The sequence below is a fragment of the Chryseobacterium jejuense genome (assembly GCF_017877355.1).
Classification (GTDB): domain Bacteria; phylum Bacteroidota; class Bacteroidia; order Flavobacteriales; family Weeksellaceae; genus Chryseobacterium; species Chryseobacterium jejuense_A.
The window spans coordinates 108,023-133,750 of the sequence record NZ_JAGIPR010000004.1 but is presented as its reverse complement, the minus strand read 5'-3'; the positions used below and the strand labels follow the sequence as shown (position 1 = coordinate 133,750).

Below are 25,728 nucleotides of genomic sequence, written 5' to 3'. Positions count from 1 at the left end.
AATACTGAACCCCCATTTTTCGCAAACTCATTGATTATTTTGTAAATCTCTTTTTTTCATAAGTGGGCAGAATCGCATCACGATGATAGTCTAAGGCTAACATTAATTTTTTAATGATCTGGATTATAATTTTGTTTAAGATAGCGCATCATTAATCTGACTCCACTGGTTGTTTCTTCATTAAAAGAATTTGTGAAAATAATATAGGCGATATTATTGGTCTTATCCATATGAACCAAGGTATAATAAGTTCCGGCTGTTCCCGAGTGGTTAGACCAGTGTATATTTTTTTCGGTGATGTTGTACCAGCCCATGGAATACTGAGGAAAATGATTGTGTATGTATTGATAGGTAGATGTTTTCAAATAGTTATTTTTCCCTTTCAACCCTTTTAGGTTCATTTGAATGAATTTGATATAATCAGGCAACTTGATATTAAGATCTCCTGCAGGTTCAGTGTAATCCAGGTGATAATCTGTTGTAGAAGGAATGGGAAGGAGCTGTCCGTTTTCAAAGGAATGCCCCCATGTGTCTTTTGCTTTTTGATTTTCGGGCCAGGATAGTTTAATATTAAGTTTAAGGTCGGTATTAAAAACTTTATCCATGAGTTCTTCCCAGCTTTTTTGGGTAACTTTTTCTACCATTAAAGCAGCCAATGTGTATCCTGCATTTGAATAAACATAAGGATGATCACTGTCTGGAACAGATGGGGCTAATGTAAGAACGAATTTTCCAAATTGTTGTCTTTTTACAGCTTTGGTGCCTTCGAAGTTAGGGATCTGAGGATCATTCTCTCCTTGGAAAGGCTGGATAAAAGCGCGATGTGAGAGAAGTTCTTCTAATGTTATATTGTAATATTCTTTTCTTGATTCATTTTTCCATTCAGGGAAGAGGTCGAAAAATTTGGTATTCCATTCAAGCTTTCCTTTTTCAACATATTTTGCAATCAAAAAGGCTGTCATTGCCTTGGTATTGGATCCTATATGAAACCGGTCATTTAAAGTGGCTGAATCTTTGAGATTTACGGCATGAAATCCAAGGGTACCTATATTTTTTATATTCTTTTCATTAATTACGGCATAACTTACTTCAGGAATATGAAAGGCCTGTCTTATAGAATCAATATATTTCTTGCTATTTTGTGAGAACATTAATTGATTAACGAAAAAGAAAATAAGGATGAACCTATATCTGCACGCCATATTCTGCATAGTTGTACCTATTGATTATGAGTTTGAAATATACAGTTTTAATTTATGCAGATTGAAACTTTTCAGAATTATTTTTTTGAGGAAGACTCTATTTTTCGCTTTTCAAAATAGCGGTAATGGCGTCGGAAATTTCAAATAATTTTCCGTTGTAATTATTTCCCAGCAGGATAATGGTTAGCTTTTCATTCAGGTCAGAAACCAAAAGAGCTTCATAGTTTCCCGCTCTTCCATCATGAGAATGCGCAACTAATTTTTTGGTTATAAATTTGGCCTCTCCCAAAGAGGATTGAGTATCCGGCAGATTAAAATGTTGTCCCAATTCAAACAATGAATTTTCATTGATTAATTTTTTTGAATGAAGACAATTTGCAAATTTCAGCAAATCAGTGGTCGTTAAGAAAGTTCCGCCAACCAAAAAATCTGGTTTATCTTCTGTTAATTTGTTATTAAATCCTTTGGCGATAAATTTTTCAACAACAATAGGTGTGATTTCAGACGAATTCATTTTACATGGCCTGAAAATATGTTTACTTACATAATTTTTGTAAGTCATTCCAGTAATTTTTTCAACAATAAACTGTCTTAGGAAAACATTGTTCATGTTGTAATCGTATTGAGTTCCTGGAACAAAATCAAGGTTGTCTATCAATTTTAAATCATCAAAAACATCCTTATTACTTTTAATTTTTTTCCAATTTACGTTGGGTAGTCCGCTTGTGTATTGCAATAAATTTCTTATTGTGACTTCATTGGCCCATTTCGGTAATTCCGGAATATATTTGGAGACAGGATCTTCTACTTTCAATTTCCCCTGTTCCTGTAGCTGCAATAATGCTGTTCCACTAAATTCTTTGGTAATGGATCCAATATTAAATCTGTAATCGGGTGTAAGTTTTTTCGTTTTTGAAGCATCAGTAAAACCGAAGGCGGTATTGTAAATGACCTTATTGTTTTTTGAAACCAGAATATTTCCATTAAAAACTCCTGCTTGATTGGCTGACTTCAGTAAAGAGTCTATTTGAGCTATTTGCTTCGTCTGGGCAAATGTATGATTGGCTAAAAGTAAGAGAGTGGTGAAAATTATGACGAGTTTTTTATAGTAGTACATGTTTTAAATTTTGCTTTGCTTACTTGTTTATTCTTTTGAAATTGAAACTATGCTCCCATATTGAAACCATTCATAAAGAAAATATCAATATCATCTTTATCTTCAATTTCAGGGATACTTTCCCCTGTTGGCAGCTGATTGTGTTGGAAACATTCATACAAATCATTCATCAGAAACCCAATGGATGTTTCAATGGCTAATTCATTATTCAGATTTTCCACTGTTTGCCAGAATATTTCATAATATTTAGGGTGAAGATATCTGGTATCAATGAATCTTACAATACTATCTGAATCATAAGGATCTTCTGAAAATACTCTAAAAAAACAATATCCACTTTCTATGTCATCTTCTGTGGGAAGAATAAAATGTAACCACTTTTTTAAACATCCCTCATCACCATTTTCGTTCAGTCTATTCATAATGATTTTGAGTGTCAGATCATAGCGAGACCAGCGTGCAGACCAATTTTTTCCATTGGGAAGGGTAATAAATCCTGATGCCATATTGGTGGGTTGTTATCGTTTGTTTAGTATGAATTATTAACTTAAATGGAAACTATTAATAATGTGGTAATCCTCCGTCGGGAAGTTGCATTTCACTTTTTTCTTGTTTGACGAAATTTCCTGTTTCACCATCATATTCGAAGATCAGTAGTTTTAAGATATTATTTTCGTCGCCTAAAAACTTAATCACTTTATAGTTTACTTTTTTTGTTTTTTCATCATAAAAAGAATGAATACCAAACAGAGATTTATCTTTGAAAACATCGAAATTAAAATCTTTTTTTACTGCTAAAATAATATCATGATATTTTTTTTTAGGTGTGGGAATGTTTTCATCATAAGGAATATTGTCATAATCTATTTGTTCAATGATATTACCATTCATATCAAACCTCGTTTCAATACCAATAGGAGTTTGAAGCATTTGACTCACTCCACCAATATTTTCTACCCTAGACTTTATATTTAAATTTGGATGAAATTCATAAACGATATAATAATTATCAATGGTCTTTATTATTGAAGAAATATGATTTTTTTGATAAGACATATTTATTGTGGAATCATTTCTTTTAAATTGAATGAAATTTTGATTTCCATATGTTTTGATTTCACAGTCGGAGTAACAGGATTTCTTAATAAGCTTTTTGTATTCAGCCAAATTAAACTGACTGATTTCAGTATTTTGGGAAAAAAAGTAACCCGTAAAAATAAATAATAATAAAATTGAATAATATTTCATTGTTGTAATTGGTGAAGAAGTGATTTATTTTACAGCAAAAATCCGCCAACTAATTTTACATATACTTCTCTATTACCGATTTTATAAACGGTGAGTAAGCTTCCATCTGAAAGTTGTTTCGTTTTTTGACTAAATTCAGCTCTTGGTCCAGATGTAGCTAGTTTTTCAAGCTGTTGTAAAACTTCTGCAGGTGTTAAAACACAAATAGGGGTCTCCTCACTTTTCCCATCTCCGCTTTTTTCTATTGTTTGAATGATTAAGTTCTTTTGTTGAGAACATAATTCTTTTTTCTGATTTTCATCCAATGCCTGATAAATATTCATCATCCTATCCAATAAATTTTTATGTAGAGGATTGATTGAATATTTTGATTCTGCTTCAGTAACTATTTTTTCTGCTTTGCTTTTTGATAATCTTTTTTGAGCTGGTTTCCAGAATGTGTCAGATTCACGATTATAATTCACAAAGGTATAATCCATTTTCACAAACTTACTTCCGTAATACAGTTGATTTAATTGGTCTTGAGTTAGTTCGGAAGGGTTTGTTTTGAATAGGTCTAAAAGTTTATAAAAATTTTCCTGTGGATTTTCGGTGACGTTTTTTTTAATCAGGTCAGTATTTATTTGGGTATAGAATGTTTGAAATATTAAAATTAAAATACCTGAAAGGATATATTTTCTCATCTATTTGATTTTAAATTAAAGGTTCTCCATTAAGATCCGTTGTCAGCACTTCACTCATATAATCAAAAAAAGGACGCATAGCCAATAATGTTTGCAGTGCTTCTTTTTGAAAATGGTCTGCGAAGACCTCTTTATCGGTAAACTTTCGCATCACTACAAATTGTTTTTTCCTGATTAAATCTATGGCAGGATGATTTTTATCAAAGCCTCGCGGAGCTGTTTTTACAGCATCACCCTGGAGTTCTCCGAAATATTTTACAAAAGTTTCATTAGAAGTGATTTTTTCGATTTCTTTAGTGCTGATTTCAAATTCTTTACGGATACGAAGTAAATCCTTAGCTTCAGGTCCCCAAAAACCACCTCCTACAAAACTATTGCCAGGCTCCAGCTGAATATAATATCCGCCCCTCAACATGGGCTTTGAGCGGGAATATCCCACACCAAAATTAGTTTTGTATGGCGTCTGATCCTTGGAAAAACGAATGTCTCTGTAAATCCTGAAAATATGAATTCCTTTTAACTTATCATATTCCTGAAGCTCAGTGTAAATCTGATTAAAAAAAGATTTATTTTCTTTTACAATCAAATCATATTCTGATTTATGCTGTGCAAACCATTCCCGGTTGTTGTTTTCATTTAATTGTTTGAGAAATTCGAATGTTTTTTTCATATTTTGATCAGTGTTCTTATTTATTTTCTGATAGTAATTTTAGGGAAACTAAATAATCAGTATCAAAGTCAATGGTTCTTATTTTCTCTTTTGTAAATTCTCTGTTTTCTCCCCAATTTGCTTTCAAATCAATCCAGGTTAAAATAATTTTCTGATCCGTAAGCTTTTTTAATTTTCCAGGATAGATTGCATCACCTTTTTTCTTAGCCAAACTGAATATTTCAAAGTTTTTGTTTATACTTTCAATAATTGAATCAAAATTTTTCAGTGATATTTTATGTGCTTTCTTATTAACCAAAATACCTTTTAATTTCATCGCTTTTTCTACAAATTCAGTATCATCATTTATTGTGATATTTTTGACATTATAATTTTTTACAGCAGAATATCCATCCAAAATAAAATCAACAGGGTTGGCTTTGATTAGAAACCAATCTTTGCTGTAGTTAATTAAAATTCCTTTTTGGGGTTCTTTATCTTCAAATTCAATAATAATAAGCTTATTTAATAATTTTTTCATGAGTATGATTATTTGTAAATATGACAGCAAGTTAGTTAAAAAGAGGAGAAGAGCTTAGATTGGGTTCCACTTTCTGAAAGTATTTTATCTCTTCCATGAATGTTTCATTGTCATGTGCTTGTAGATTATTCTTCGTTATCCAAAGTCTCCTGATGTTATAGATGTGAGCAAAAATAGAATAAAAAACCACTCTGAAAATCAAAGTGGTTTAGCAACAATAAATTCTTTATAAATAGGAGGATATTTAGCTTTCCATAGACATATAATCCAATTGCCCATTTTGATCTGTATTGATGACAACCAGATAATCGGTGACCTCTTTTCCGATTGAATAATCTAAAATAGCAAAACCGTCTTCATTGTCAGGATAAAGTCCAATTCTAACTAATTCTAATTTTGTTAAAAGTTGTTGCTCCGGTTCTACTGTTGAATCTTCAAAGTTGATAAGCGTTGAAAGTTTGTCCTGCTCAACTTCTTCAAGATGGTGTTCCAAATATAATTTTACAGTATCACCGTCTTCATTGTGATAGTCTTCCAGAATATAATTTTTAGCCAGTCTATTAAATGGTTCAATATTTTCAAGATAGTTTTTTATTTGATCTAGCTTTGCTGCATCAGTATTCTCACTTTCAAAATTTAAATCTATTTGAATTTCATTCCCATTGAAATTAATGGTAACATCATAATATTCTTCTATGTTGTCTGTTGAAAGTTGCCCAAAATAGGGTAATGTGTATTCTGCCATGATTATTTTTATAGTTAATAGGTGTATTTATTTTTTAAGTTTATTTTCAAACTCAATTTTTTTGTCTGATAAAAATAGAATTTATTCTTTCAATATAGTCTATTTCTTTTGTGAAATCTTTGTCATATGCTTATTGCTAAAGGAATAAAGAATAAAGAGTTCAAGAATGGCTCATTATCTGAAGTCAGATGACTTTGAATATTTTTATTTGTGTAAAGTAGGAAGATTTTGCGCAGTAGAGGTAGGGCTAACTTGTTCTTCTAGCATTTCTTTTATTTCTTTCAACATTTTTTCTTTTATAATATATGTTTTCGCAAATTTATTGTTGAGATACATGTTAAAATTCATTGTTGTTTTCCAAACTCCGGTTCTGTCTTGTTGATCTGTAAATGTGGGAAAAAGATTGATTAAACAAAGAATATTTCGTTTTAATGATCTTGATAATGATGGTTTGTGAGCAAAATCATCAACTACAATTAACCTAAATATTTTTTTTCCTAACGTTTTTCCAAATATTGTTTCGCAGATTGCTCCGTATACTATAACTATTGCAATTGAGGTGAGTAAACTTTGAAGGACTGTAAGGTTGAAAAGAAAAATTAAGATTAAAATAAACGGGAGTATATCAATAATTTTTGCAAATAATCTTTGTGTTTCACTATTCTTAAAATATGGATTGTATTTGAAATCATATTCGTATTCTTCAAAAATTCTATTGCCATAATTATCAACTATTCTTGATGGCCTATGAATGATTCTGTGAACTTTTAATTCTGATATCCTCAATGGTTATGATTTATGTATAAGTTTTTTATGAAGTAAATTTACAAAAGAAGACAAATTGAAAAGTGTTTTTGAGTGTAAATTGTTGATGCTTTTTAACTTTCGCTATCCGAAGTATGCTGACTTTGAATGATTACTTAAGACACGAGGATGATGCTCGTGCTAGCGAGGGGGTTATTTATGTTTACGGTTTTCTTCTAATAATTGCCTAATGTCTTGATCATACTTTTTTTGTACATCTGCTATGGTTCCGTGATCTGTTTCTGCATCATACTTTCTCTGAAAACTTATACATTCATCACCAATTAATTTGTTGATCATTTCAAATTTTGCATTGAAATCTTTTGAACTTTTTATTTCCTTATTAATGAGATGCTGCAATTTATATGCGAAAATTTGAGCTATATCAAAATGCTTTTGTTCGTGATTCAATATATCATCAGTATAAAAAGCTTCATTTAACCACGATTCTGATGTATTGAATGTGGCATAAGTTCTGATTTTCATATTCCCTGTCCATATTGAATTTGGAAGAATTTCATAACCAATATTATATGCTGTTCCAGCGTGATTTATTGTGTTGTCAGGTATTTTCCCTTGAAAGTCATTTTTGTGTAATTTAGTAATAGGGCTCCATTCTATGATCTGTGAAGAAGCGAAAATACCAAGACATAGTATAAGTATTGTTAATTTATATTTCATTTTAGGATTATTTTATAGTAACGTTGATCATGGGATCAACATGATAAAAGAAAGTAGGGTTGTTCTATTTGCATCTTAATATTTTTTCAATACAATAGGAGCTATATTTTTTTAAGTCAAAGTATCCTGTTTACTACACAATATCTCACAAAAATACTTGATATTTCTCTCCCTGATGTGTTTTTTGTTTTGCATGTTTGTGTACATTATAGAAACAAATATAGGTGAAAATTTATTTGTGCAAAGTCCCTCTGCTACTGCACGAATCCTTTCGTGTGGCTATATTATTATAAATTCTAATAATATAATTTAAAAGCCAAAGCGATTCATAGTTACAGAAAGTACATTTTAATTAATATCTGCCACTTGTATGCTTTTAATAGCTGAGCTGGTGAGAGACGTTGTACCTCCGCCGATGATGTATAATTTATTGTTATATACTTCCGCTGCAGCGTGTCTTCTGGGAGTCATATTGGATGACAACTGATGTAATGTATTGGTTGTAGTATCAAAATAGGCCAGAAAACTTTGATTATTCACACCACCTACAATAAAAATCTTATTACCGGATACGGCTAATGAGTGTCCGTATATACCAGCAGGCATCGTATATTGATTGACCCAGAGATTGGTTTTGAGGTCGTAGACATTAATCAGTCGGGATGGGGTACCATTAAAACCTCCAATGACATATAGCTTATCATTAACAATTTTGCCTTTTGTTTCTCTGGCTGTAGGCATATCGGGTAATGGATGCCATGTATTGGACGCAATATCATAATACTGGAATTTATCAGAGAATACAGTGCTTTTGGCTCCGCTTAATCCGCTGCCGCCAAACACATATATTTTGCCATTATAGATGGCGGAACCTGCATTGCCTGTATAGGAACGATTAACAGCTCCTTTCGTTATAGTATTGGTGGCAAGGTCTACAATTTCAAGATGGCTATTTCCCCAACCGTTAAAAATATAGATTTTATTATCGTAAGTCTCTGAATTAGCAAATTTTTTGGTGAGTAAAGTAGAATTGAGAACACTCCATTTGTTGTCCGTAATATTATATTTCTCAATATACTTCGCGTCACCTCCTTTTTCCTGATACCCATTGCTCACATATATATTATCATTTACTATTACACTGGTTACCGCACCTCTACCTGCAGACATATTAGCGAGACTTTTAAAATGAAGTGTTTGTGAATGGGCTAAGAATGAACCCAACAGTGAAAGGAATAATAATTTTGTTTTCAATGGTGTTAATGCTTAATATTTATTTAAGTTTCTTTAATTGAATAGTGTGGTTTAAAGATAGGAAAAGTTGAAGAGAATTTTCTAAAACTATCTTTAGCCCAATGAGCATAAAGTTATTTTTGTTATAACCAGAATGGTTTCACTTACATTCTGCATTTCATCATCACTCGCTACCGCACGAATCCTTTTGTGTGATATTATAAATTAAACATTCCAATAATATAATTTAAAAGCCAAAGGAATCAGTAAACGTCATTCCCAACTATCGTCAACCCTCTTTTTAGCTGCTTCTTTTTTGTCAAACAATTTGATAAAATTAAATATCTTCGTCATTTCTGTTGTCAAAAATTTATAAAGAATTAGATGTCCATTTGTTGTTCCCTGCTAGACTTTCCACGGTGTCAATTTTCCAAATTTGTCCTTGTTTAACTACGATATATTTTTTCGACGTTGCTATGTTTTTAATTTTTGCCGTTTGTATTTCTACTTTATTTTTTGTTAATTCTGTACAAATTACAATTTCAGAGCTTGAGTTATAAGTCCCACCATAGAAAAAATAACCTGTATGTTCCCTTTGATATTGTCTATTTTTTGAAGTGCAATATTTGTTGTAAATGCTCTGCAAAACTTTTCTTGCTACACTATCCATTTTTGTGAGTTCATCTAATTTAGTTCGGTTTGTTTTCACCAAATTATGGCAGTCGTTAGCCCATTTGTTATAAACTTTTACGAACTCAATAACGGTGTCCATTGATGTTCTGTCAGGGTCTGGTAAAGTATTTTCTATGTATTTGTCGAAATCCATTTTGTTAAGTGATGTCTGGTCTAAAGTTACAGCTAACCTCCAAATTTACACATTGTGGAAATATTATAGACCTATAGCTATTATGTATTATTACAACTATAGAACTACACTACTGTTTATTCTTTTCTACTCATTTAAAATATCTAAATATATTCTCTTAAGGGTAAATTATATTTTACATTAAGATAGCAGAAAACCGCCCTACAAAAGGAGAGCGGTTTTATAAATTAAACATTCCAATAATATAATTTAAAAGTCAAAGCCACACGATACAATCGTGCGGTAGCGTGGGGGCGCCTACGTTTTGCATTTCATTATCAGGTATAATTACCCCCTTAGGTAAGGGGGGAGAGGGGGTTGCATAAAGGGTTATAGGCAGTTATCTAACAGCCTACAGGCTATACCGAAGGAAGTAAAACCACTTACGTAAGCGGTTAAAGCTACTTATGGAAGGGTCTAAAGTGACTTTGTAAAGTAGCTATAAGAGGTTAGGAAGGGGCTGGAGACCCTTTATGAAGTGGTGATAGAGGGTTATAGAAGAGGTTGGAGGTACCTCATTGTACTAAATCTGACTCTGGATTATTTATTTTTACGCAAAGTCGAGAGACTTAGCGGAGCAGGGGCACATCGGTTTGTTATTAAAAATAAATCCGAAGCCTTATGACTTCGGATTGTTTATGAGTACAAAGCTGAGAGATCTTTCCTAGCTAGTTTAATATTTTACTGATGTTTTTTTATTATTTTAAAAACTTAAGACAGCCTTTATTCACTACTTTTCCACCGCCTCGTATGGAGGTTGCTACATCATCGTTTACGACTGCCTCTTCATATTTTGAACCATTATATTCTTTGTGGAATGTGTAATAATTATACCATACTTCGTCTCCTTTTTTTGAAACTACAGCTGCATCATAAGCTTTTCTAAGGATCACACCAGTGTATTCTTGTCTGATGATCTTCATTTCATTGCTGGTTAAGATTACTTTGAATGCATTAGGGGCACCATCCTTATAGAATTTTTTTATAGCCCTAAGTGTTTCTGCTTCCATCTTTACATCCTTGAGGGCTGCTTTTGGAAAACAATCGGATTCATTGAATTTTATTTCCTTGGGTACAATGACTTCAATCTCACCAGTAGCTACCGGTTTATACTGAAACTCGGAACCACTCCCAAAGGTCTTTAAAGGAACCTGTACTATCTTTAGTGTATGCTTCCCTGGGGTCAATAAGTCTTGTCTGCCCAATAATTCCTGAAAAGGAATTTCTCCCACCCATAGGGTTTCCGTACCGTCGTTGAGGCTATGTTTCATTGATAAGGTTTTCCTTGTTATATCCTCTTCATTTAAATATTCATCTCTCCCTGAAGACGCTATGAACTGACCATCAAAATAAAGGTTTGATATCAATCTGGTCTGGGAATCAAAAGAATCTTTCCATCCATTAATATCCTTGGTCTTCATGCCACTTTCTACCAATTGCAATAATATACTGTTTGAAATAGAGTGCTCATAGAATCCTCGGAGAAATAGTTTGTCTCCTAAGGTAAATGTTGTTATATATGCTGAAGAGGGAAGTGCTCGTTCGGTTTTAGTATTGGAAAACAAAACTTTTCCAACATTCTTTTTGTAGATTTCATTGAAGGCTTCAGGTAACTTTTCTTCCTCAAAAAGTTGCAGTTTTGCCTTTTCTTTTTCAATTTTTTTCAAATCCTGAGCGTGACTTGCTAACGAGAACGTTAAAAAAGTCATTAAGATCAATTTCTTCATTGTTCTTTTAAGTTTTATATGGTTATTTTGTTTAGATTTTTCAAATTTATATATAGTTTTGATTATGATGGTATTTATTTGTTTATATTTTTTATGATATCTTATTGTTTGTTGTAAATTATTTATTAGTAGTGTTCTGTGTTGTCACTCTAGACGGGTTTTATATTTCCAATATTTTCGTTTCGGTATTTTCACACCTTGTTTTTAAGCTTTTAATTTCTGCTTCAAATTCGTTATATATATCCTCAATTTCTCCGGGGTAAAAATGGAGCCAGCGACTGTGATTTCTATATGCTTCCTGTCCATCAGCCAGTTTTTTATTTCTTTTGGATTCGTTGGGTATTAAAATTTTGTTGATGGCTAATTCGTGCAGTTTTAACATTTCAGAGAGGGTATCAAAGTCTGTAATACTTAATCCCGTATTACAGATTAAAATATTGTACTCTGAATTCATGATCTCGTCAGAAATGTATTCAAGCTTCTTGAGTTGATATTCTTTTGACGAATGATATTCATACTTTTCAGGCATATCAAAACAATTTATAATTTTAAAGTTTACATATTCAAAACTGTCTAAATCTGATTCCGAAATCTGTAAGGTTAAAATTATGGATATCTTCTTTTTTGATTCTGAGAAGTATTTCTTTATGAAATTCATGGTTGTTTCTATATTTTGGTAACGGATTTTAGTCTTAGTTCGTAAGGTTTTAAGAGTTCAAAATCACGGTTTGTTATTGAGTAAGTTCTTTTTTAGGATGACTTGTTTTGTAGCTCAAAGTTGGGAGACTTCTCGTATTAGGTCTATCTATTCCCTTGTTCTAATCTAGAATTTATAATGGTATAAAATCAGTTCCTAAGCTATTTTCATTCATACCAACATATGAATAATGTTTAGGTAGATACCAGCTGATTGCTTGCATAACACTTCTGTAAGTATTTTCATCTTTAAAATGATGGGGTGTTACATTGAAAACAAGATCTTGTGAAACTCCTGTTCCATCCTTTTTCTGCCGCATCATGAGCAATGTTTTAGGAGTAACTATGCCATTAGCCTTCAGAAAATCTGCAAGGAGCTGTCTGGTCTGTTGAGGTAAAAGAATTTCTGATGGCTGACCTACCATTACTTTCTCATCTTCCGTAATTGTTTCGGTGCGTGTTCCATTTGAGAAATCGGATGCTGTTGTTGTATAAAAGGTTTTATTCAAATAAAAATTCAGAATATCACCGTAAGATAAAACCCAATCTGCTCTATTTTCGGTTGGATTGATTACCACGCCAAAACCTGATGATAATAAGAAATCATCCTTCATATTGTCAATAACATAACATTGAAAAGGCTGGTTAGGTTCTGGTAAGAAAAGTTGAAAATAAGGAAACCCATCGGGCCCTGTAACAACTTGCGGATCTCCGCAGCGGAAACTTGCATGACCGATATTTTCTAAGAATGTTTGCTGCCACTTTTCGTCTCTTTCTACTGGAGGTATTTGAATAAGTTTGTATAAAATATCGGTTTTGTCTAAATCGCCGAGATAAGATTCGGTTTCTTTTTGTGCTGCTTGTTCTTCAGTCTGTATTTTTTCTTTTTTCCTGAAAAGGTCAAATAGTCCCATAAATTAGTTTTCGTATACGGTTATTTCTCAAAGATATAAAAGTTCCGGCTATGCTAAAATAATGGATAACGAAAAACCGTTCTGAAAAGAACGGTTTTAGTATTATAGATTAAACATGTTAATAATATAAATTAAAGGTGAAAGCCAAACGATACACTTGTGCAGTAGCGAGGAGATTTTGTGCAGCGAGTAGCAAGACTACCTTTATTCTTTTCCTCTCCTTTCAATAATAAGGTACGCTGCATCCAGTATTTTAATCAGATGAATGTATGGGTTTATCATATTCCTTTGCGGTAAGTTATGATGGATAATTTTGCTCTCTGAAGTCTCCTAACTTTGGAGTTTTTTTTTAAGATCTATTTTTATTTTATCGGCTCAAAGTCAGGAGACTTTGAGTATCGGGGTGTTTCCAAGGTAATATTAGCTTAATTAAACAAATCTACCTGTGCCTCTGATGAGAGATACCCTTTATCACCAAGCAAGATATAATCAGACAACTGTTCTTTAATGTCCTTCAAAAAGTGAATATCATGAATAATAGATGCCGGACTTAGGTCTATACTTTAAAAAACACCGTTCACAGAACAAACCGCGTGAAGTTGTAGCCATAAAAGGACATTTGCTGTGATGCGCAAAAATCTCTGTTTGGATAACAATACTGTTCATCTTTACATATTTTAGAGCGTACGCTTAAAAATAATTTCTATTTTTACAATTAATTTTTAACCAAAAATGGTCAATCTATTTTGGATTATGACACAAAAATAGAAATGAAAATAAAAAAAATATTATTTAGCATATTAACCGCTCTTGTATTAATGATATCAATATTCCTTTATATGAATAGGGATAAATTTGTCTATGTAGGTTCAGTAGATATTATTGAAGTCGATTGCAGCAAAAAAATTCAAATCTTGAGCGAAGTTTTTGAAAGTGACCAAAGGATTAGAAAATCAAATGAACTCATCAAATACGCTAAAGAAGATCACAGGAATCAGGAATTAGTGATTAGCATTATTGAAAAGTGTGGTATGCCGACATTAAAGGAGGTGGATCAAAAACACATGGATGCAATCTGGTTGGGTCTGCAACATAGTACTAAAGAAATCAGAAAAAAGTATTTTCCACAAATAGAGAAAGCGGTAAAAAATGGAGACTTATCTAAACAGCAATATGCATTGATGAAAGATAGGATGTTAATGGACGAAGGAAACCCCCAAATATATGGTTCACAAATAGAAAATGGTAAATTGTATAAATTAGAAAATCCTGAAACTGTAAACGAAAGAAGAAAAGAAATGGGATTGGAACCAATAGAGGATTATTTAAAGTATTTTAATATTCAGTTCAATCCGAATTAACAACACAACATGTAATCACGTAGACGACTTTGCTCTCCGAAGTCTCCTGACTTTGGAGCCCTTTTTAAGGTCTATTTTTATGTTATCGGCTCAAAGTCGAGAGACTTTGCATAGCTGGGTCACTTTTATATTTTCCCTTTCCTTTCAACAATAAGGTACGCTGCATCCATCATTTTAATCAGATGAATGTATGGGTTTATCATATTCCTTTCCGGTAGCTTGTCATAAATTCCCATTGAAAAATAGACCATTCCGGAAATAAAATAATCAAATTCTTTGATGCTGTATTCTTTGAATGCTTTCTTAAATACCAACAGTGGATTTTGATATTCTTTCTCAGAAAGTAAGCCAAGAACCAACGGAGAAACATCTTCCACCTTAGTATTGACTATATATTTCTTTTCCTTCAGTATGATGAAGTATCCTGTACGGATGAATGCACGCATCGCCTGATGAAATTGATAAATGACAGAAGGTTCTTTTTTTATCCAGCTATTTCTTTTAAGGGCATAGCTCATAACGCTGTTTAAAAGCTCTTTGGTCGCTGTCAGATCATTGAGCTGAAAAAATGTTTCCATCTGTTGTAAGCCATAATGCTTGTTCCGGCCTTTCCCAAGCCGGGATTGAAAGTCTGTTCTGTTTTTTTTCATGAGTGTGTATTTTTTGTTGTACGATTTTACCCAGCAGTAAATAAGTAAGCCCTGCAATGCCTGAACTTCCTGTCTATACAAGCCGAATGAATATGATAGAATTTGTGTTTTTCTAAAAGCCCTAAAGCCGCAATGGATTGTACACCCCATTGTACCGTATCATGATACTTTATGTGATAAAGCAGGCTTAGAAAAAGATGATTGTAGAAAAGCAGAACAGCATGAAAATAAAAACGGCATGAGACTCTACAATATCCGACTTGAGGTACTGGTATACCGTGCAACAGATAAGAGAGCTCACGCCTAGGTCGTGAGCTTCTTGCTTATCTTCTCGTTGCTTTTAAATTACCAGTTTTCAAGTCGAGATTCTAAGCAATAGCTTCTATATTTCTTTGAAGTATCGCAAAATTACTCTAATGAGTAATCTTTTCCAAATATAAGAAATTTTCATTTTGTTACAAGATCTTATAACAAAATTTGTAAAAAAAATTACGCCCTTTGTATAAAGTGCTAATAAATGGACGTTTTACAAGATGAAATACTAAAAAGATTTGGAGAACATGTCAAAGATTTAAGACTTAAATCTGGACTTACCCAAGATGATGTTGTCCTAAATAGTTCCAAAATTACTAAAGGTACAGTAAGCGATATAGAAAATGGAAAAAGAAACTTTGCATTTACTACATTAATTGATTTGGCCAGAGGTTTAAACGTATCGCCTAAAGATTTATTGGATTTCAAAATAGATGAGAAACATTAGATTTGTCCTTAGTTAGAATATAAAATAAGCTCCGAAGTTTGAAGATTTCGGAGCTTATTTTTAAATAGATTTATTTTATTAGCTCAAAGTCTCCTGACTTTCAGCAACTGGGGAGTGGGAGTATTTTACCTTGGGATAAAAGAGCTATATTGTTCTTTGCTACACGAAGTCTCTGACTTTTGATTATTTATTATGAAGTTCTTTAATCTTTGAAGCTACAAATTTATCTAAATTTATTAAAGAGCTACCATTTTCATTAAAAAACTCACTAATATCAAAATATATTGATTTTGTTTTGTTGTTTAATTCTATTGTAAAAACATCATAAAATAATTTTTCATTATTTACTTTAATCGTTTTCAAGGCTTGGACTATAATTTTATGTTTCGGATAATATTTATTTATCCACAGATATTCAGCATTTACACCTAATTCATGTGTAGATGCATTTACTTTAACGATATCAAAAAGGGTTGTTTTTTTTTTATATTCAAAAGTTATTAATTCATCCTTTCTTTGAACTTTAAATTCTTTTTTCTTAAAAAACCAGTCTTTAATTTGGATTACGCCGTCACGAAGAGGAGGAATTGCACTTATACATATAACCAGTAAAACAAAAATACTTATAAACCAGTTATTTAATAAAAAGTTTGTAATTGTTTCATATATTGTAATTTTATCCATAGTTCAATAGTTTTGAATGAATTGTTCTAAATTAAAAAATTTCATTTAAAATTATTTAATTTCTTTATCTCCTGACTTCTGATGATTTATTTTATTTGTAGGAGGTCTTAAGATTATGTGCAATTGAAAAACTTTAGTCTATCTGAGTTGATAATATATTAAATTCTTCATCAATAATTATTGGAACTTTTAATTCTGTATTAATTAATTCAGATGCACTGCTACCGCACGAATCCTTTCGTGTGGCATTATAAATTAAACATTCCAATAATATAATTTAAAAACCAAAGCCACGAGATATAATCTTGCGGTAGCGAGGATATCATCTAATTCAAGTAATTGATATTATCTCTATCCAATATCCAATACAATAATTGTAGTTCATTGTTTTTGATTTTTATAAGAAATTCTGCTTCATCAATTGAATTTGCTAACAAAAAATTAATTTCTGAATCGTAAATTTTCTCGAATATTTCAAGTAATTTTTTTTCTTTATCACTTAGAAATTGACTTGTTGAGTTTCCTTTTATAGCTTTAAAATGTATGTAAAGAGCTACAAGATTTTTATTTAATTCCTTAACAAGTTCTTCTCTATGGTCAGAAAAATATTTTTTATATTCTTTCTCACTAGATTGTTCATGAATGATAGATGTAATTATATTATCGATGTCATCAATATTATATAATGTTGAGCCAACATATATTTGACTATGGTGCTCATCTTTTAATCTAATTAATTCCTTTTTTACTTTTTCTTTAATCTCAGGTAATTCTTTTTGTGATTTTAAAATGGTTTTATCAAGTTCTTTAATAATTTTTTTGTTTTTTTCTGAGGTTTTAAAATTTTTGTTTTCTGAAATAAAATTGATTATAAACGTTTTTGGAAAATTAGCTCTAATTTCTTCTTCTTGATCTTTAATTTTTCTAGCTTCTAAATAATCCTGTTTCTTTACTGCTTCTCGTTTTCTTTCAATTAAATTTTTTAGACCTTCAAATTCTTTTAAATGATTTTCAAGTACAGGTATATATATGGAACCATATTTTTGTCTTAAATAGTCTAAATTTTTGGGTGATTTATGTGAACTAGTTTTAAGTTTTAGAATAAAGATACCTCCCTCATGACCAACATTTGACAAAGGTGCAAAAGTTGGAGTTTGACTTTTACTCGAATCAAAGTTTACAATGACACTTGTAGCTATGTTACTTAATGGACAATCATTTATTGAGTTACTTTGTAATTCTTCAATTAATACTTTAGCAAATGGGCTTAAGTGTCCTTTTGGGCCATCACTTACAGGTTCAATACTTCCCGAAGAAAAACCTATCCTTGATTTTTTTTTATCAAGGGCTTCTATTCCACCACCACGGAGAGGTGCTTGAAACATAGCACCAGAAAAGCAAGAGTCTGAGATTATACTAATATGATGAGCCTTGGAAACTTTTATAAATGTCATCAAGTCATTTAAATTGAACCAAGTTGATGAATCACTATGATCGGAGTCAGACGGTTGCCAATATGTAGAATTTAAAGCCTCATCATATTGACCATGGCCAGAAAATAACAATAGTACATTTTCGCTTTCAAGGCAATCTGAAAAGTAAAATTTTAACTTATTAAATAAGTTTTTTCTAGTTGTATCGGTTTTTTCGAAAATAAATTCAATATCATCAAATTGATATTTAGTAGTTAAGACTTTTAAGATGTTTTCAAGATCATTTTTGCAATTTGATAGATTATTTAACTTCTTATCATCATATTCAGTGATTGCAATAGCTAAAATTTTATTATTCATTGTTATATAGTTTTTTAATTTATATAGTAGCTAAGACTATATCATTCTTATCGTTCCAGCATTTATTGGTATAGTAGTTACTTCAGCTCTTTTCCATTTAATGATTACTATGGTGAAAAATTTGAAAATATTTCATTAGATTCAAAAGGTTTAGTAAAGACTTTGGTAATTCATCACTACCTATTTCTAATTCAAAACGAAATACTCTTGCTAGATAAATTGTATTATATATAGTCTGTATAGTATCTGGTAGCATATATCCCACATTTTTATTAAATATGGTTTTCAATTCTTCTTTATCATTAGAAGTCAATCCACTAGTATTTAAAATCTCATTGAATGTTAAAAAACAATTATCAGTTGATATTATAAAAGATGATATTCTACTACTTGACTCTTTAATCAGGGTTAGATTTTGTAGAATTTCTTTTTTATTATGTAAAGCTATCGTTAACCTTTCTTCTCTCGTTTCTGTAAAATAAAGGTTAATTCTTTCCAAATTTTCATATAAAAAATAGATGCCTTCATTACTAGAGGTTTTAACATTGTTATTTACTAACTCCAATTTTGCTAATCCTTTTTCATATCTATCCAGTTGAACATATACAAAACTAGTCATTCGGTCATGAAGATATTGATATTTTGATTCTTTGAAATCTCTTCTTTGGGTCATCATTGAGATAATCACCCCACAAAATGCTAACGCTGAAAAAAATGTATTTAGTGCTCCAAAACTATCGCCAAATAGGCCTTGTTTACTTGAATCATCTATAAATAAGTTTAAACAAATTGGATAAAGAATAATTATAAAAAGGATAATTGCGATTATATATATTGGTTGTTTTATAAAAAAATTCTTCATTATAATAGGAAATTTGAAACTGTGATTAACACTCAAATGTATAAAACTTTAGTATAAAATATTAATAATAAGGTTAATTATTGTTAATTAGTTATCTGTCTATTTAATAACATGCTAACATCTTTACTAATTTAAAATACTTAGATAAAGCTTCCTTACGGAAATCCATAAAACCAAAACCGCTCTACAAAGCAGAGCGGTTTATATATTAAATTTGTCTTAGCGACGTGCTATTACATCATTCCTGGCATTCCACCACCCATTGGCATAGCTGGTTCAGCGCTCTTTACTTCAGTGATAACACATTCAGTTGTAAGAAGCATTCCAGATACAGAAGCTGCATTTTCAAGAGCAACTCTTGTTACTTTAGTTGGGTCAATGATACCTGCTTCAAGCATGTGAACATACTCGTCAGTTTTAGCGTTGTAACCGAAGTCTCCTGATCCTTCTGCTACTTTAGCAACAATTACAGAACCTTCACCACCTGCGTTAGCAACGATTTGTCTTAATGGCTCCTCGATAGCTCTCTTAACGATTTTGATCCCTGTAGTTTCGTCAGAATTGATCCCTGTAAGGTTGTCTAAAGCTGAGATTGCTCTTACTAAAGCAACACCACCACCTGCAACGATACCTTCTTCTACAGCAGCTCTTGTAGCGTGTAGAGCATCATCTACTCTGTCTTTTTTCTCTTTCATTTCTACTTCAGAAGCAGCACCTACGTAAAGTACAGCAACACCACCAGCTAATTTAGCTAATCTTTCCTGAAGTTTCTCTCTGTCGTAGTCAGAAGTTGTAGTTTCCATCTGAGCTTTGATCTGAGCTACTCTTCCTTTGATTTTAGCTTCGTCACCACCACCGTTTACAACAGTTGTGTTATCTTTGTCGATTGTTACTTTCTCAGCAGTTCCAAGCATATCTAAAGAGATGTTTTCCATAGTGAAACCTTGCTCTTCAGAGATCACCTGTCCACCTGTAAGGATTGCGATATCTTCTAACATTGCTTTTCTTCTGTCTCCGAATCCTGGAGCTTTTACAGCAGCAATTTTAAGAGAACCTCTTAGTTTGTTAACCACCAAAGTAGCTAAAGCTTCACCTTCCACTTCTTCAGAGATGATTAATAAAGACTTACCACCTTGTGCAATTGGCTCAAGAACTGGAAGTAATTCTTTCATAGAAGAGATTTTCTTCTCTACTAAAAGGATATATGGGTTTTCAAGTTCAGCTAACATTTTCTCAGGGTTAGTCACGAAGTATGGTGACTGGTATCCTCTGTCAAACTGCATACCTTCTACAACATCTACCGTTGTATCGATACCTTTAGCTTCTTCTACAGTGATTACCCCTTCTTTACCCACTTTTCCGAAAGCTTCAGCGATTAAAGCACCGATAGTCTCGTCATTGTTAGCAGAAACTGAAGCAACTTGCTTCACCATTTCTGTAGAATCTCCAACCGTTTTAGATTGAGATTTAAGGTTTTCAACAACAGCAGTTACAGCTTTGTCAATACCTCTTTTAAGATCCATTGGGTTAGCACCAGCCGCTACGTTCTTAAGACCTTCTCTTACGATAGCTTGTGCCAATACAGTAGCGGTAGTAGTACCATCTCCTGCAATATCATTAGTTTTGGACGCAACTTCTTTTACCATTTGCGCACCCATATTTTCTACTCTATCTTCAAGTTCGATTTCTTTTGCTACAGAAACACCATCCTTAGTTACGTGTGGAGCACCGAAAGATTTTTCGATTACTACGTTTCTTCCTTTAGGACCTAAAGTTACTTTTACTGCATTTGCTAATGCATCAACTCCTCTCTTTAGAGCGTCTCTTGATTCAATATCGAATTTTATTTCTTTAGCCATTTTATTTAGATATTAGATGTTAGACGTCAGATGTTAGACGCCAAGCATTATTTGAAAATTTATTTTTTATTCAGTTTTAAGTCTGAAATCTGATGTTTTGTATCTGGAGTCTTATCCAATTACTCCAAGTAAATCTCCCTCTTTTACGATTAAGTAATCTTTACCTTCTAATTTCAATTCAGAACCTGAATATTTTCCATAAAGAACTTTGTCACCTACCTGAACAGTTGTAGGCTCATCCTTTTTACCAGGACCTACTGCCACTACAGTACCTTCTTGCGGCTTTTCCTTTGCAGTGTCCGGGATAATAATACCTGAAGCTGTTTTAGTTTCTGCTGCGATTGGCTCTACCAGAACTCTGTCTGCCAATGGTTTAAAGTTTACTGACATAATATATTTATTTTTTAATTATTTCTGTGTTGTAATTCTCTAAATGTATGCCATGAGACATTGATGGCTGAAATGGCAGAGTTTTATTTCCGAATGTGAAAATTTGGCAGAAAAATAAAAAACAAAAAGCCGGAAATTTCCGGCTTTTATTGTAAGTGTTTAACTTTTTGAATACTGTTTTTATGGACAGTGTTGTCCCGGTCCGATCCATAGGATACATTGTCCTTTGTAATTGTACTCACAGCAATAACGTCCTGCCGCTCCGCCGTTGATTGATTTCTGAGCATCTCTGCTTAGTAATTTTGCATTTTTCATAGTTAATAATATTTAATTTGTATACTTCCTGAACATTTAAAGTCAATCAGGATTTTGACATTTGGTGTTTAAGATGATATCAAAGATAGTATTTTTCCTTAATATGTGATATATTTATTTAATAAATTTTAAATATAATTTGTTGGTTATCAGTTGTTAGTTGTTCTTTTGGTTTTGTAGATAGAAAGGGTGTGAAAAGAAGAAGCCGGAAAAATATCCGGCTTTTATTTGTTATATAAAACTGATTTATGGACAAAACTGCCCCGGCCCAATCCAACGGATGCATTTCATATTGTCATCATAATCACAACAAACAAGTTTTGCAGCAGATCCTCCATGAATGGATTTCTGAGTGTCTCTGTTTAATAATTTTGCATTTTTCATATGTGTAATACCTTTGTTTTTGTATTCCTGAATATTTAATGTCAATCAGGCTTTTTTGACAGCTGGTGTTTTATTGTTGATTCAAAGGTAAATGTTTTTAATACAGGTTGTTAAGTTGTTTGTAGACAAAGGGTGGGCGTTTGTGTTTTGAAGGACAAGTTTTTACGGGATCATCTCTAGAAACATTTTTCTTCCACCCATATCCATTTCCTGTTTTACAATTTTTCTTGTTTCAGGATCAATATAATAAGTGACAATAGAAGCTCTGTTGCTTATATCATCATTTGTTTTTACAGCCCAAACCAGCTTCCCTTTGTATTCTGCTTTTTGAGTATCCAGAATGTAGGCTTTCATCATTCCTTTTTTCTCAGATTTTGGATTGTAGTCGAAAATAGAAATTTCGGTAGAATAGTTTTCTTTTAAAGGAAGAAACCTTATCAGGATAGCATAGCTGCTGCTGTCAAAATAATGGGTGGCAGGGATTTCAATGATATCCTTTTTTTGAGATTTTTTATCCAGATAATATCCGCTGACTTTATCCTTACCGGATTTAAGGACCATATCTCTCATCATATTGTAAGATGAATGATAGATCGGAGTAAAATCAGAGGTTTTTACAAGAGTGGAATCTGTCCATTTTGCATCCGGAGCCTGCTTCAATTTTACAGTTGTTCTGATTAAAAGATCTGTTTGGTTTAATTTTTTTAGTTCCGTAATAATACTTCCGATTTCTGTTTTTGATCCTGCATTATCAGCGTACCATAATGCTTCAGATGTTTCATCTTTAATCAATTTTGAATTGATAACTGCATTTTGTGGAGAAAGCAGTTCTTGTGAAAAAAAATGAGTACTGCTTATCAATAAAAGAAAAATAAATGTTCTCATAGTCTTTTTATTAATTAGTTATTCTAATCTTTAAAAAGTTACATGCTTGAACATTAATAGTTTAGGTGAGTGTGAAATCAAATTAAGCAGAAGGAATTTCACTTTTCTGATGCTGATTTATTTTAGAGATAATAGCTCCCGAAACCGCAATGCCAATAAAATTGGTTACCGATCTGGCTTCATTCATAAAACGGTCTACAGTATAAAGAAGGGCAATATCTGTTAATGGAATTTTCCCAAATCTGTTCAAGGTAAAGATAAGAGCCAAAAATCCTGATCCGGGTACACCAGATGCTGTTTTTGAAGTAATGGAAATAATGATAAATAGCCATACATAATCATTAAAGCTTAAAGAAATATTATAAAACTGAACAAGAAAACAGCAGGTTACCGAAATGTAGATACAGGCTCCGGCAAGATTAAAATTATACCCCAAAGGAATAATGAATCTTAAAATTTTTCTGCTATACCCTTGAGATTCCATTTTTTCAAAAATTAAGGGGAAAGCGGTCTTTGAAGATGAAGTGGTGATGACCAGAATAATTTCCTCCTTGATATCCAGTAAAAATTTCCACAGGTTAAATCTGAACAGGTAAGAGATAAAGGCTAAAACCCCAAAAATAAATACAATGTCTGCAAGATAAACTGTTGCTACCACTTTACTTAATGGTAAAAGAGTATTGATCCCATACATCGCAACTCCATAAGCAATATTGCAGAAAATAATAAAAGGAAGAATAATATAAAGGTATTTAATAACAGTGTAAAACAGATTGGTCCCACGATCCAGGAAATTCAGGAACTTTTCCTTTTTTGAGGAAAAGTTCATAGTCACTCCTATCAAAATGGAGAGAAAAAGAAAAATACCATGTCTGTTGAGATACAAAACAGTAGAAAGACGTCCGTCTTTTATTTCAAAAGTCTTTGGAAGAGTAGTATTAATGCGGGTAACATCAATTCCGGTATCGGAACCGGGTTGCATTACTAAACCAAAGGTAAGACCTAATATTATCGCTATTGAGCTTACTGTCAAAAAGTATAAAATGGTTTGCAAAACAATATTACTGGCATTTTTAATTTCGGACAATTGGCAGATTCCGTAAATGATCGCCATAAAAATAACAGGAAGAATAAAAGCTTCCAGAATCATAAAAAAATACCGGCTTACTACTCCCAGTTTTATACTTTCTTCAGGAACATAATGCCCTGCCAGTACACCGCATATGATGGCAGTAAACACATACAAAGTAAGGTTTTTGAGGTATTTACCGGTGAACGTTTTTTGAGACTGCAGGAAATTCATCTGGAAATTAAACTGTCTTTACAGAACAGATTTTTAAGTTTGATTATTATTTGTGAAGTTGAAGATACTCATTATTCATCAAATTTTTATTATATCGTTCCGAGAATTAAAGCTCCTATAAGCATGATAATCGATGATCCGATCGCCCACTTTAATGTGTATTTCAGATGGTCTGAATATTCCACACCAGCTAATGATACCAAAAGATAGGTGGAAGGAACAAGCGGACTCAGCAAATGCGAGGCCTGCCCCACAAGGCTGGCTCTTCCCAATATTTCAGGTGCAATATCCAATTGACGGCCTGTAGCCTCAATGATTGGCAATATTCCAAAATAATATGCATCATTAGTAAGAAAGAAGGTAAGCGGAACACTGAAAATGGCGGTAATAATATTGAGATAGCCACCCCAGCTTTTAGGAACAATTTCGATCATACTGTTTCCCATTGCCTGCATGATTCCTGTTCCGTTGAGGATTCCTGTAAAAATACCTGCTCCAAAAATCATTCCTGCTACGGACAAAGCATTTCCTGCATGTTTTGACATGATCTTTTGCTGATCTTTTAGTTTAGGATAGTTGATAACAGACGCAATACAAAATGCAATCATAAAAGCTATTCCCAATGGGACAATGTCCAATATCATAACAGTAAGCAGAACGAGTGTCAGAAAAAGATTAATCCAGATCAGCTTTGGACGAAGTAATTTCGGATCAGCTTCTCCTGCAATGTCACTAGCACTGTATTGAGTATATTTTCCATATTTTGTAATGCGTTTTTTTTCCTTTCTCCCTAAAATATAAGCGACGAATATTACCCAAAGAATTCCTAAAGCCATAATAGGAATCATAGGGACAAAAATTTCTGTATGTCCCAGTTTCAGGGAGCTCATTACTCGTGCAGTAGGTCCTCCCCAGGGTAAAATGTTCATAATCCCTCCGGCCAGCATGATAATACAGGTTAGGGTAAGTGGATTCATTCCTTGCTTTTTATATAATGGAAGCATAGCGGCTACAACAATAATATAAGTAGAAGAACCGTCACCGTCAAGAGAAACCAAGGTAGTGAGAATAGCTGTTCCTATAGTAGTTTTTACAGGATTATCTCCAACTGCTTTTAAAATAAGATTTACTAAGGGCTCAAAAAGTCCCGTGTCTATCATTAAGCTGAAATAAAGAATTGCAAAAATGAGCATGACGCCGGTAAGGGCAATTTCTTTGACTCCGTTTTTCATCATTTCTCCCAGATGTGGGCCAAAACCCGCTATCAGTGCCATTGCTGCAGGAATAATAACTAAGGCGGTAAGAGGAGTCATTTTTTTATTCATGATGAGCACCATAAAAATAATGATCATCAGAAATCCAAGGAGGGTAAGCATA

General features: G+C 32.5%; 28 protein-coding genes. 2 read left to right on the top strand and 26 right to left on the bottom strand.

Annotated features, from left to right (window positions below; genetic code table 11):
- Window positions 1-110: 110 nt before the first annotated feature.
- The 15 genes from J2772_RS09835 to J2772_RS09765 all read right to left on the bottom strand — a co-directional run bounded on the left by J2772_RS09835 (window position 111) and on the right by J2772_RS09765 (window position 13,105).
- Window positions 111-1,211, bottom strand: a complete 1,101-nt coding sequence (locus J2772_RS09835) for a serine hydrolase domain-containing protein (RefSeq protein ID WP_209916124.1) — start codon at window positions 1,209-1,211, stop codon at window positions 111-113.
- A gap of 88 nt (window positions 1,212-1,299) precedes the next feature.
- Window positions 1,300-2,319, bottom strand: coding sequence for a serine hydrolase domain-containing protein (locus J2772_RS09830; protein WP_209916122.1), 1,020 nt, complete (start codon window positions 2,317-2,319; stop codon window positions 1,300-1,302).
- A gap of 47 nt (window positions 2,320-2,366) precedes the next feature.
- On the bottom strand, window positions 2,367-2,825 hold the full coding sequence (locus J2772_RS09825) for a hypothetical protein (RefSeq protein ID WP_209916121.1): 459 nt from the start codon (window positions 2,823-2,825) through the stop codon (window positions 2,367-2,369).
- 55 nt (window positions 2,826-2,880) lie between these two features.
- The gene (locus tag J2772_RS09820) at window positions 2,881-3,567 is read right to left on the bottom strand and encodes a hypothetical protein (RefSeq protein WP_209916119.1); all 687 of its coding nucleotides are present in this window, start codon (window positions 3,565-3,567) and stop codon (window positions 2,881-2,883) included.
- Window positions 3,568-3,596: 29 nt separating this feature from the next.
- Window positions 3,597-4,250 (bottom strand): DUF4919 domain-containing protein, encoded by a 654-nt coding sequence (locus J2772_RS09815; protein ID WP_209916117.1) that lies wholly within the window; start codon window positions 4,248-4,250, stop codon window positions 3,597-3,599.
- A gap of 10 nt (window positions 4,251-4,260) precedes the next feature.
- Window positions 4,261-4,920: a DUF2461 domain-containing protein gene (locus J2772_RS09810; RefSeq protein WP_209916116.1), complete on the bottom strand. Its 660-nt coding sequence runs from the start codon at window positions 4,918-4,920 to the stop codon at window positions 4,261-4,263.
- A 16-nt stretch (window positions 4,921-4,936) separates the two neighbouring features.
- Window positions 4,937-5,440, bottom strand: coding sequence for a hypothetical protein (locus J2772_RS09805; RefSeq protein WP_209916114.1), 504 nt, complete (start codon window positions 5,438-5,440; stop codon window positions 4,937-4,939).
- Window positions 5,441-5,684: 244 nt separating this feature from the next.
- Window positions 5,685-6,185 (bottom strand): DUF2004 domain-containing protein, encoded by a 501-nt coding sequence (locus J2772_RS09800; RefSeq protein ID WP_209916112.1) that lies wholly within the window; start codon window positions 6,183-6,185, stop codon window positions 5,685-5,687.
- 204 nt (window positions 6,186-6,389) lie between these two features.
- A complete protein-coding gene (locus tag J2772_RS09795; RefSeq protein WP_209916110.1) occupies window positions 6,390-6,971 on the bottom strand; it encodes an RDD family protein in 582 nt (193 codons plus the stop codon).
- 171 nt (window positions 6,972-7,142) lie between these two features.
- Entirely contained in the window at window positions 7,143-7,670 is a 528-nt protein-coding gene (locus J2772_RS09790) for a hypothetical protein (RefSeq protein ID WP_209916107.1), read from the bottom strand.
- Window positions 7,671-8,018: 348 nt separating this feature from the next.
- Entirely contained in the window at window positions 8,019-8,924 is a 906-nt protein-coding gene (locus J2772_RS09785; protein ID WP_209916105.1) for a Kelch repeat-containing protein, read from the bottom strand.
- Window positions 8,925-9,273: 349 nt separating this feature from the next.
- Window positions 9,274-9,729, bottom strand: a complete 456-nt coding sequence (locus J2772_RS09780) for an NTF2 fold immunity protein (protein ID WP_209916103.1) — start codon at window positions 9,727-9,729, stop codon at window positions 9,274-9,276.
- Window positions 9,730-10,466: 737 nt separating this feature from the next.
- Window positions 10,467-11,495: a hypothetical protein gene (locus J2772_RS09775; RefSeq protein WP_209916101.1), complete on the bottom strand. Its 1,029-nt coding sequence runs from the start codon at window positions 11,493-11,495 to the stop codon at window positions 10,467-10,469.
- Window positions 11,496-11,655: 160 nt separating this feature from the next.
- Window positions 11,656-12,024, bottom strand: a complete 369-nt coding sequence (locus tag J2772_RS09770) for a hypothetical protein (protein WP_209916099.1) — start codon at window positions 12,022-12,024, stop codon at window positions 11,656-11,658.
- Window positions 12,025-12,325: 301 nt separating this feature from the next.
- Window positions 12,326-13,105 carry a hypothetical protein gene (locus J2772_RS09765; protein WP_209916097.1) on the bottom strand — a complete coding sequence of 260 codons (780 nt, stop codon included), beginning with the start codon at window positions 13,103-13,105 and terminating at the stop codon, window positions 12,326-12,328.
- A gap of 770 nt (window positions 13,106-13,875) precedes the next feature.
- Here J2772_RS09765 and J2772_RS09760 point away from each other — a divergent pair.
- Window positions 13,876-14,466, top strand: coding sequence for a DUF6624 domain-containing protein (locus J2772_RS09760; protein WP_209916095.1), 591 nt, complete (start codon window positions 13,876-13,878; stop codon window positions 14,464-14,466).
- Between the two features lie 125 nt (window positions 14,467-14,591).
- On the opposite strand, the gene J2772_RS09755 is transcribed toward J2772_RS09760, so the two are convergent.
- Entirely contained in the window at window positions 14,592-15,116 is a 525-nt protein-coding gene (locus J2772_RS09755; protein ID WP_209916093.1) for a hypothetical protein, read from the bottom strand.
- A 517-nt stretch (window positions 15,117-15,633) separates the two neighbouring features.
- On the opposite strand from J2772_RS09755, the gene J2772_RS09750 reads away from it, so the two are divergent.
- Window positions 15,634-15,876: a helix-turn-helix domain-containing protein gene (locus tag J2772_RS09750; RefSeq protein WP_209916091.1), complete on the top strand. Its 243-nt coding sequence runs from the start codon at window positions 15,634-15,636 to the stop codon at window positions 15,874-15,876.
- 183 nt (window positions 15,877-16,059) lie between these two features.
- Here J2772_RS09750 and J2772_RS09745 read toward each other — a convergent pair whose 3' ends face one another.
- The 10 genes from J2772_RS09745 to J2772_RS09705 form a co-directional block, all read right to left on the bottom strand.
- Window positions 16,060-16,560, bottom strand: a complete 501-nt coding sequence (locus J2772_RS09745; protein WP_209916089.1) for a hypothetical protein — start codon at window positions 16,558-16,560, stop codon at window positions 16,060-16,062.
- A gap of 326 nt (window positions 16,561-16,886) precedes the next feature.
- Complete coding sequence (locus J2772_RS09740; RefSeq protein WP_209916087.1) at window positions 16,887-18,353, bottom strand: caspase family protein; 1,467 nt, start codon at window positions 18,351-18,353, stop codon at window positions 16,887-16,889.
- A gap of 97 nt (window positions 18,354-18,450) precedes the next feature.
- On the bottom strand, window positions 18,451-19,215 hold the full coding sequence (locus tag J2772_RS09735) for a hypothetical protein (protein ID WP_209916085.1): 765 nt from the start codon (window positions 19,213-19,215) through the stop codon (window positions 18,451-18,453).
- Between the two features lie 233 nt (window positions 19,216-19,448).
- Complete coding sequence (gene groL / locus J2772_RS09730) at window positions 19,449-21,074, bottom strand: chaperonin GroEL (protein WP_115970371.1); 1,626 nt, start codon at window positions 21,072-21,074, stop codon at window positions 19,449-19,451.
- A gap of 111 nt (window positions 21,075-21,185) precedes the next feature.
- Window positions 21,186-21,464 (bottom strand): co-chaperone GroES, encoded by a 279-nt coding sequence (gene groES, locus J2772_RS09725; RefSeq protein WP_103247361.1) that lies wholly within the window; start codon window positions 21,462-21,464, stop codon window positions 21,186-21,188.
- A gap of 180 nt (window positions 21,465-21,644) precedes the next feature.
- Complete coding sequence (locus J2772_RS24295) at window positions 21,645-21,779, bottom strand: hypothetical protein (protein ID WP_262899063.1); 135 nt, start codon at window positions 21,777-21,779, stop codon at window positions 21,645-21,647.
- 246 nt (window positions 21,780-22,025) lie between these two features.
- Window positions 22,026-22,208, bottom strand: a complete 183-nt coding sequence (locus J2772_RS09720; protein WP_209916083.1) for a hypothetical protein — start codon at window positions 22,206-22,208, stop codon at window positions 22,026-22,028.
- Between the two features lie 117 nt (window positions 22,209-22,325).
- On the bottom strand, window positions 22,326-23,048 hold the full coding sequence (locus tag J2772_RS09715; RefSeq protein ID WP_209916081.1) for a hypothetical protein: 723 nt from the start codon (window positions 23,046-23,048) through the stop codon (window positions 22,326-22,328).
- 82 nt (window positions 23,049-23,130) lie between these two features.
- Window positions 23,131-24,351: a cation:dicarboxylate symporter family transporter gene (locus tag J2772_RS09710; RefSeq protein ID WP_209916079.1), complete on the bottom strand. Its 1,221-nt coding sequence runs from the start codon at window positions 24,349-24,351 to the stop codon at window positions 23,131-23,133.
- Between the two features lie 89 nt (window positions 24,352-24,440).
- Window positions 24,441-25,727: a CitMHS family transporter gene (locus tag J2772_RS09705; RefSeq protein ID WP_209916077.1), complete on the bottom strand. Its 1,287-nt coding sequence runs from the start codon at window positions 25,725-25,727 to the stop codon at window positions 24,441-24,443.
- Between the last annotated feature and the right edge of the window lies 1 nt (window position 25,728).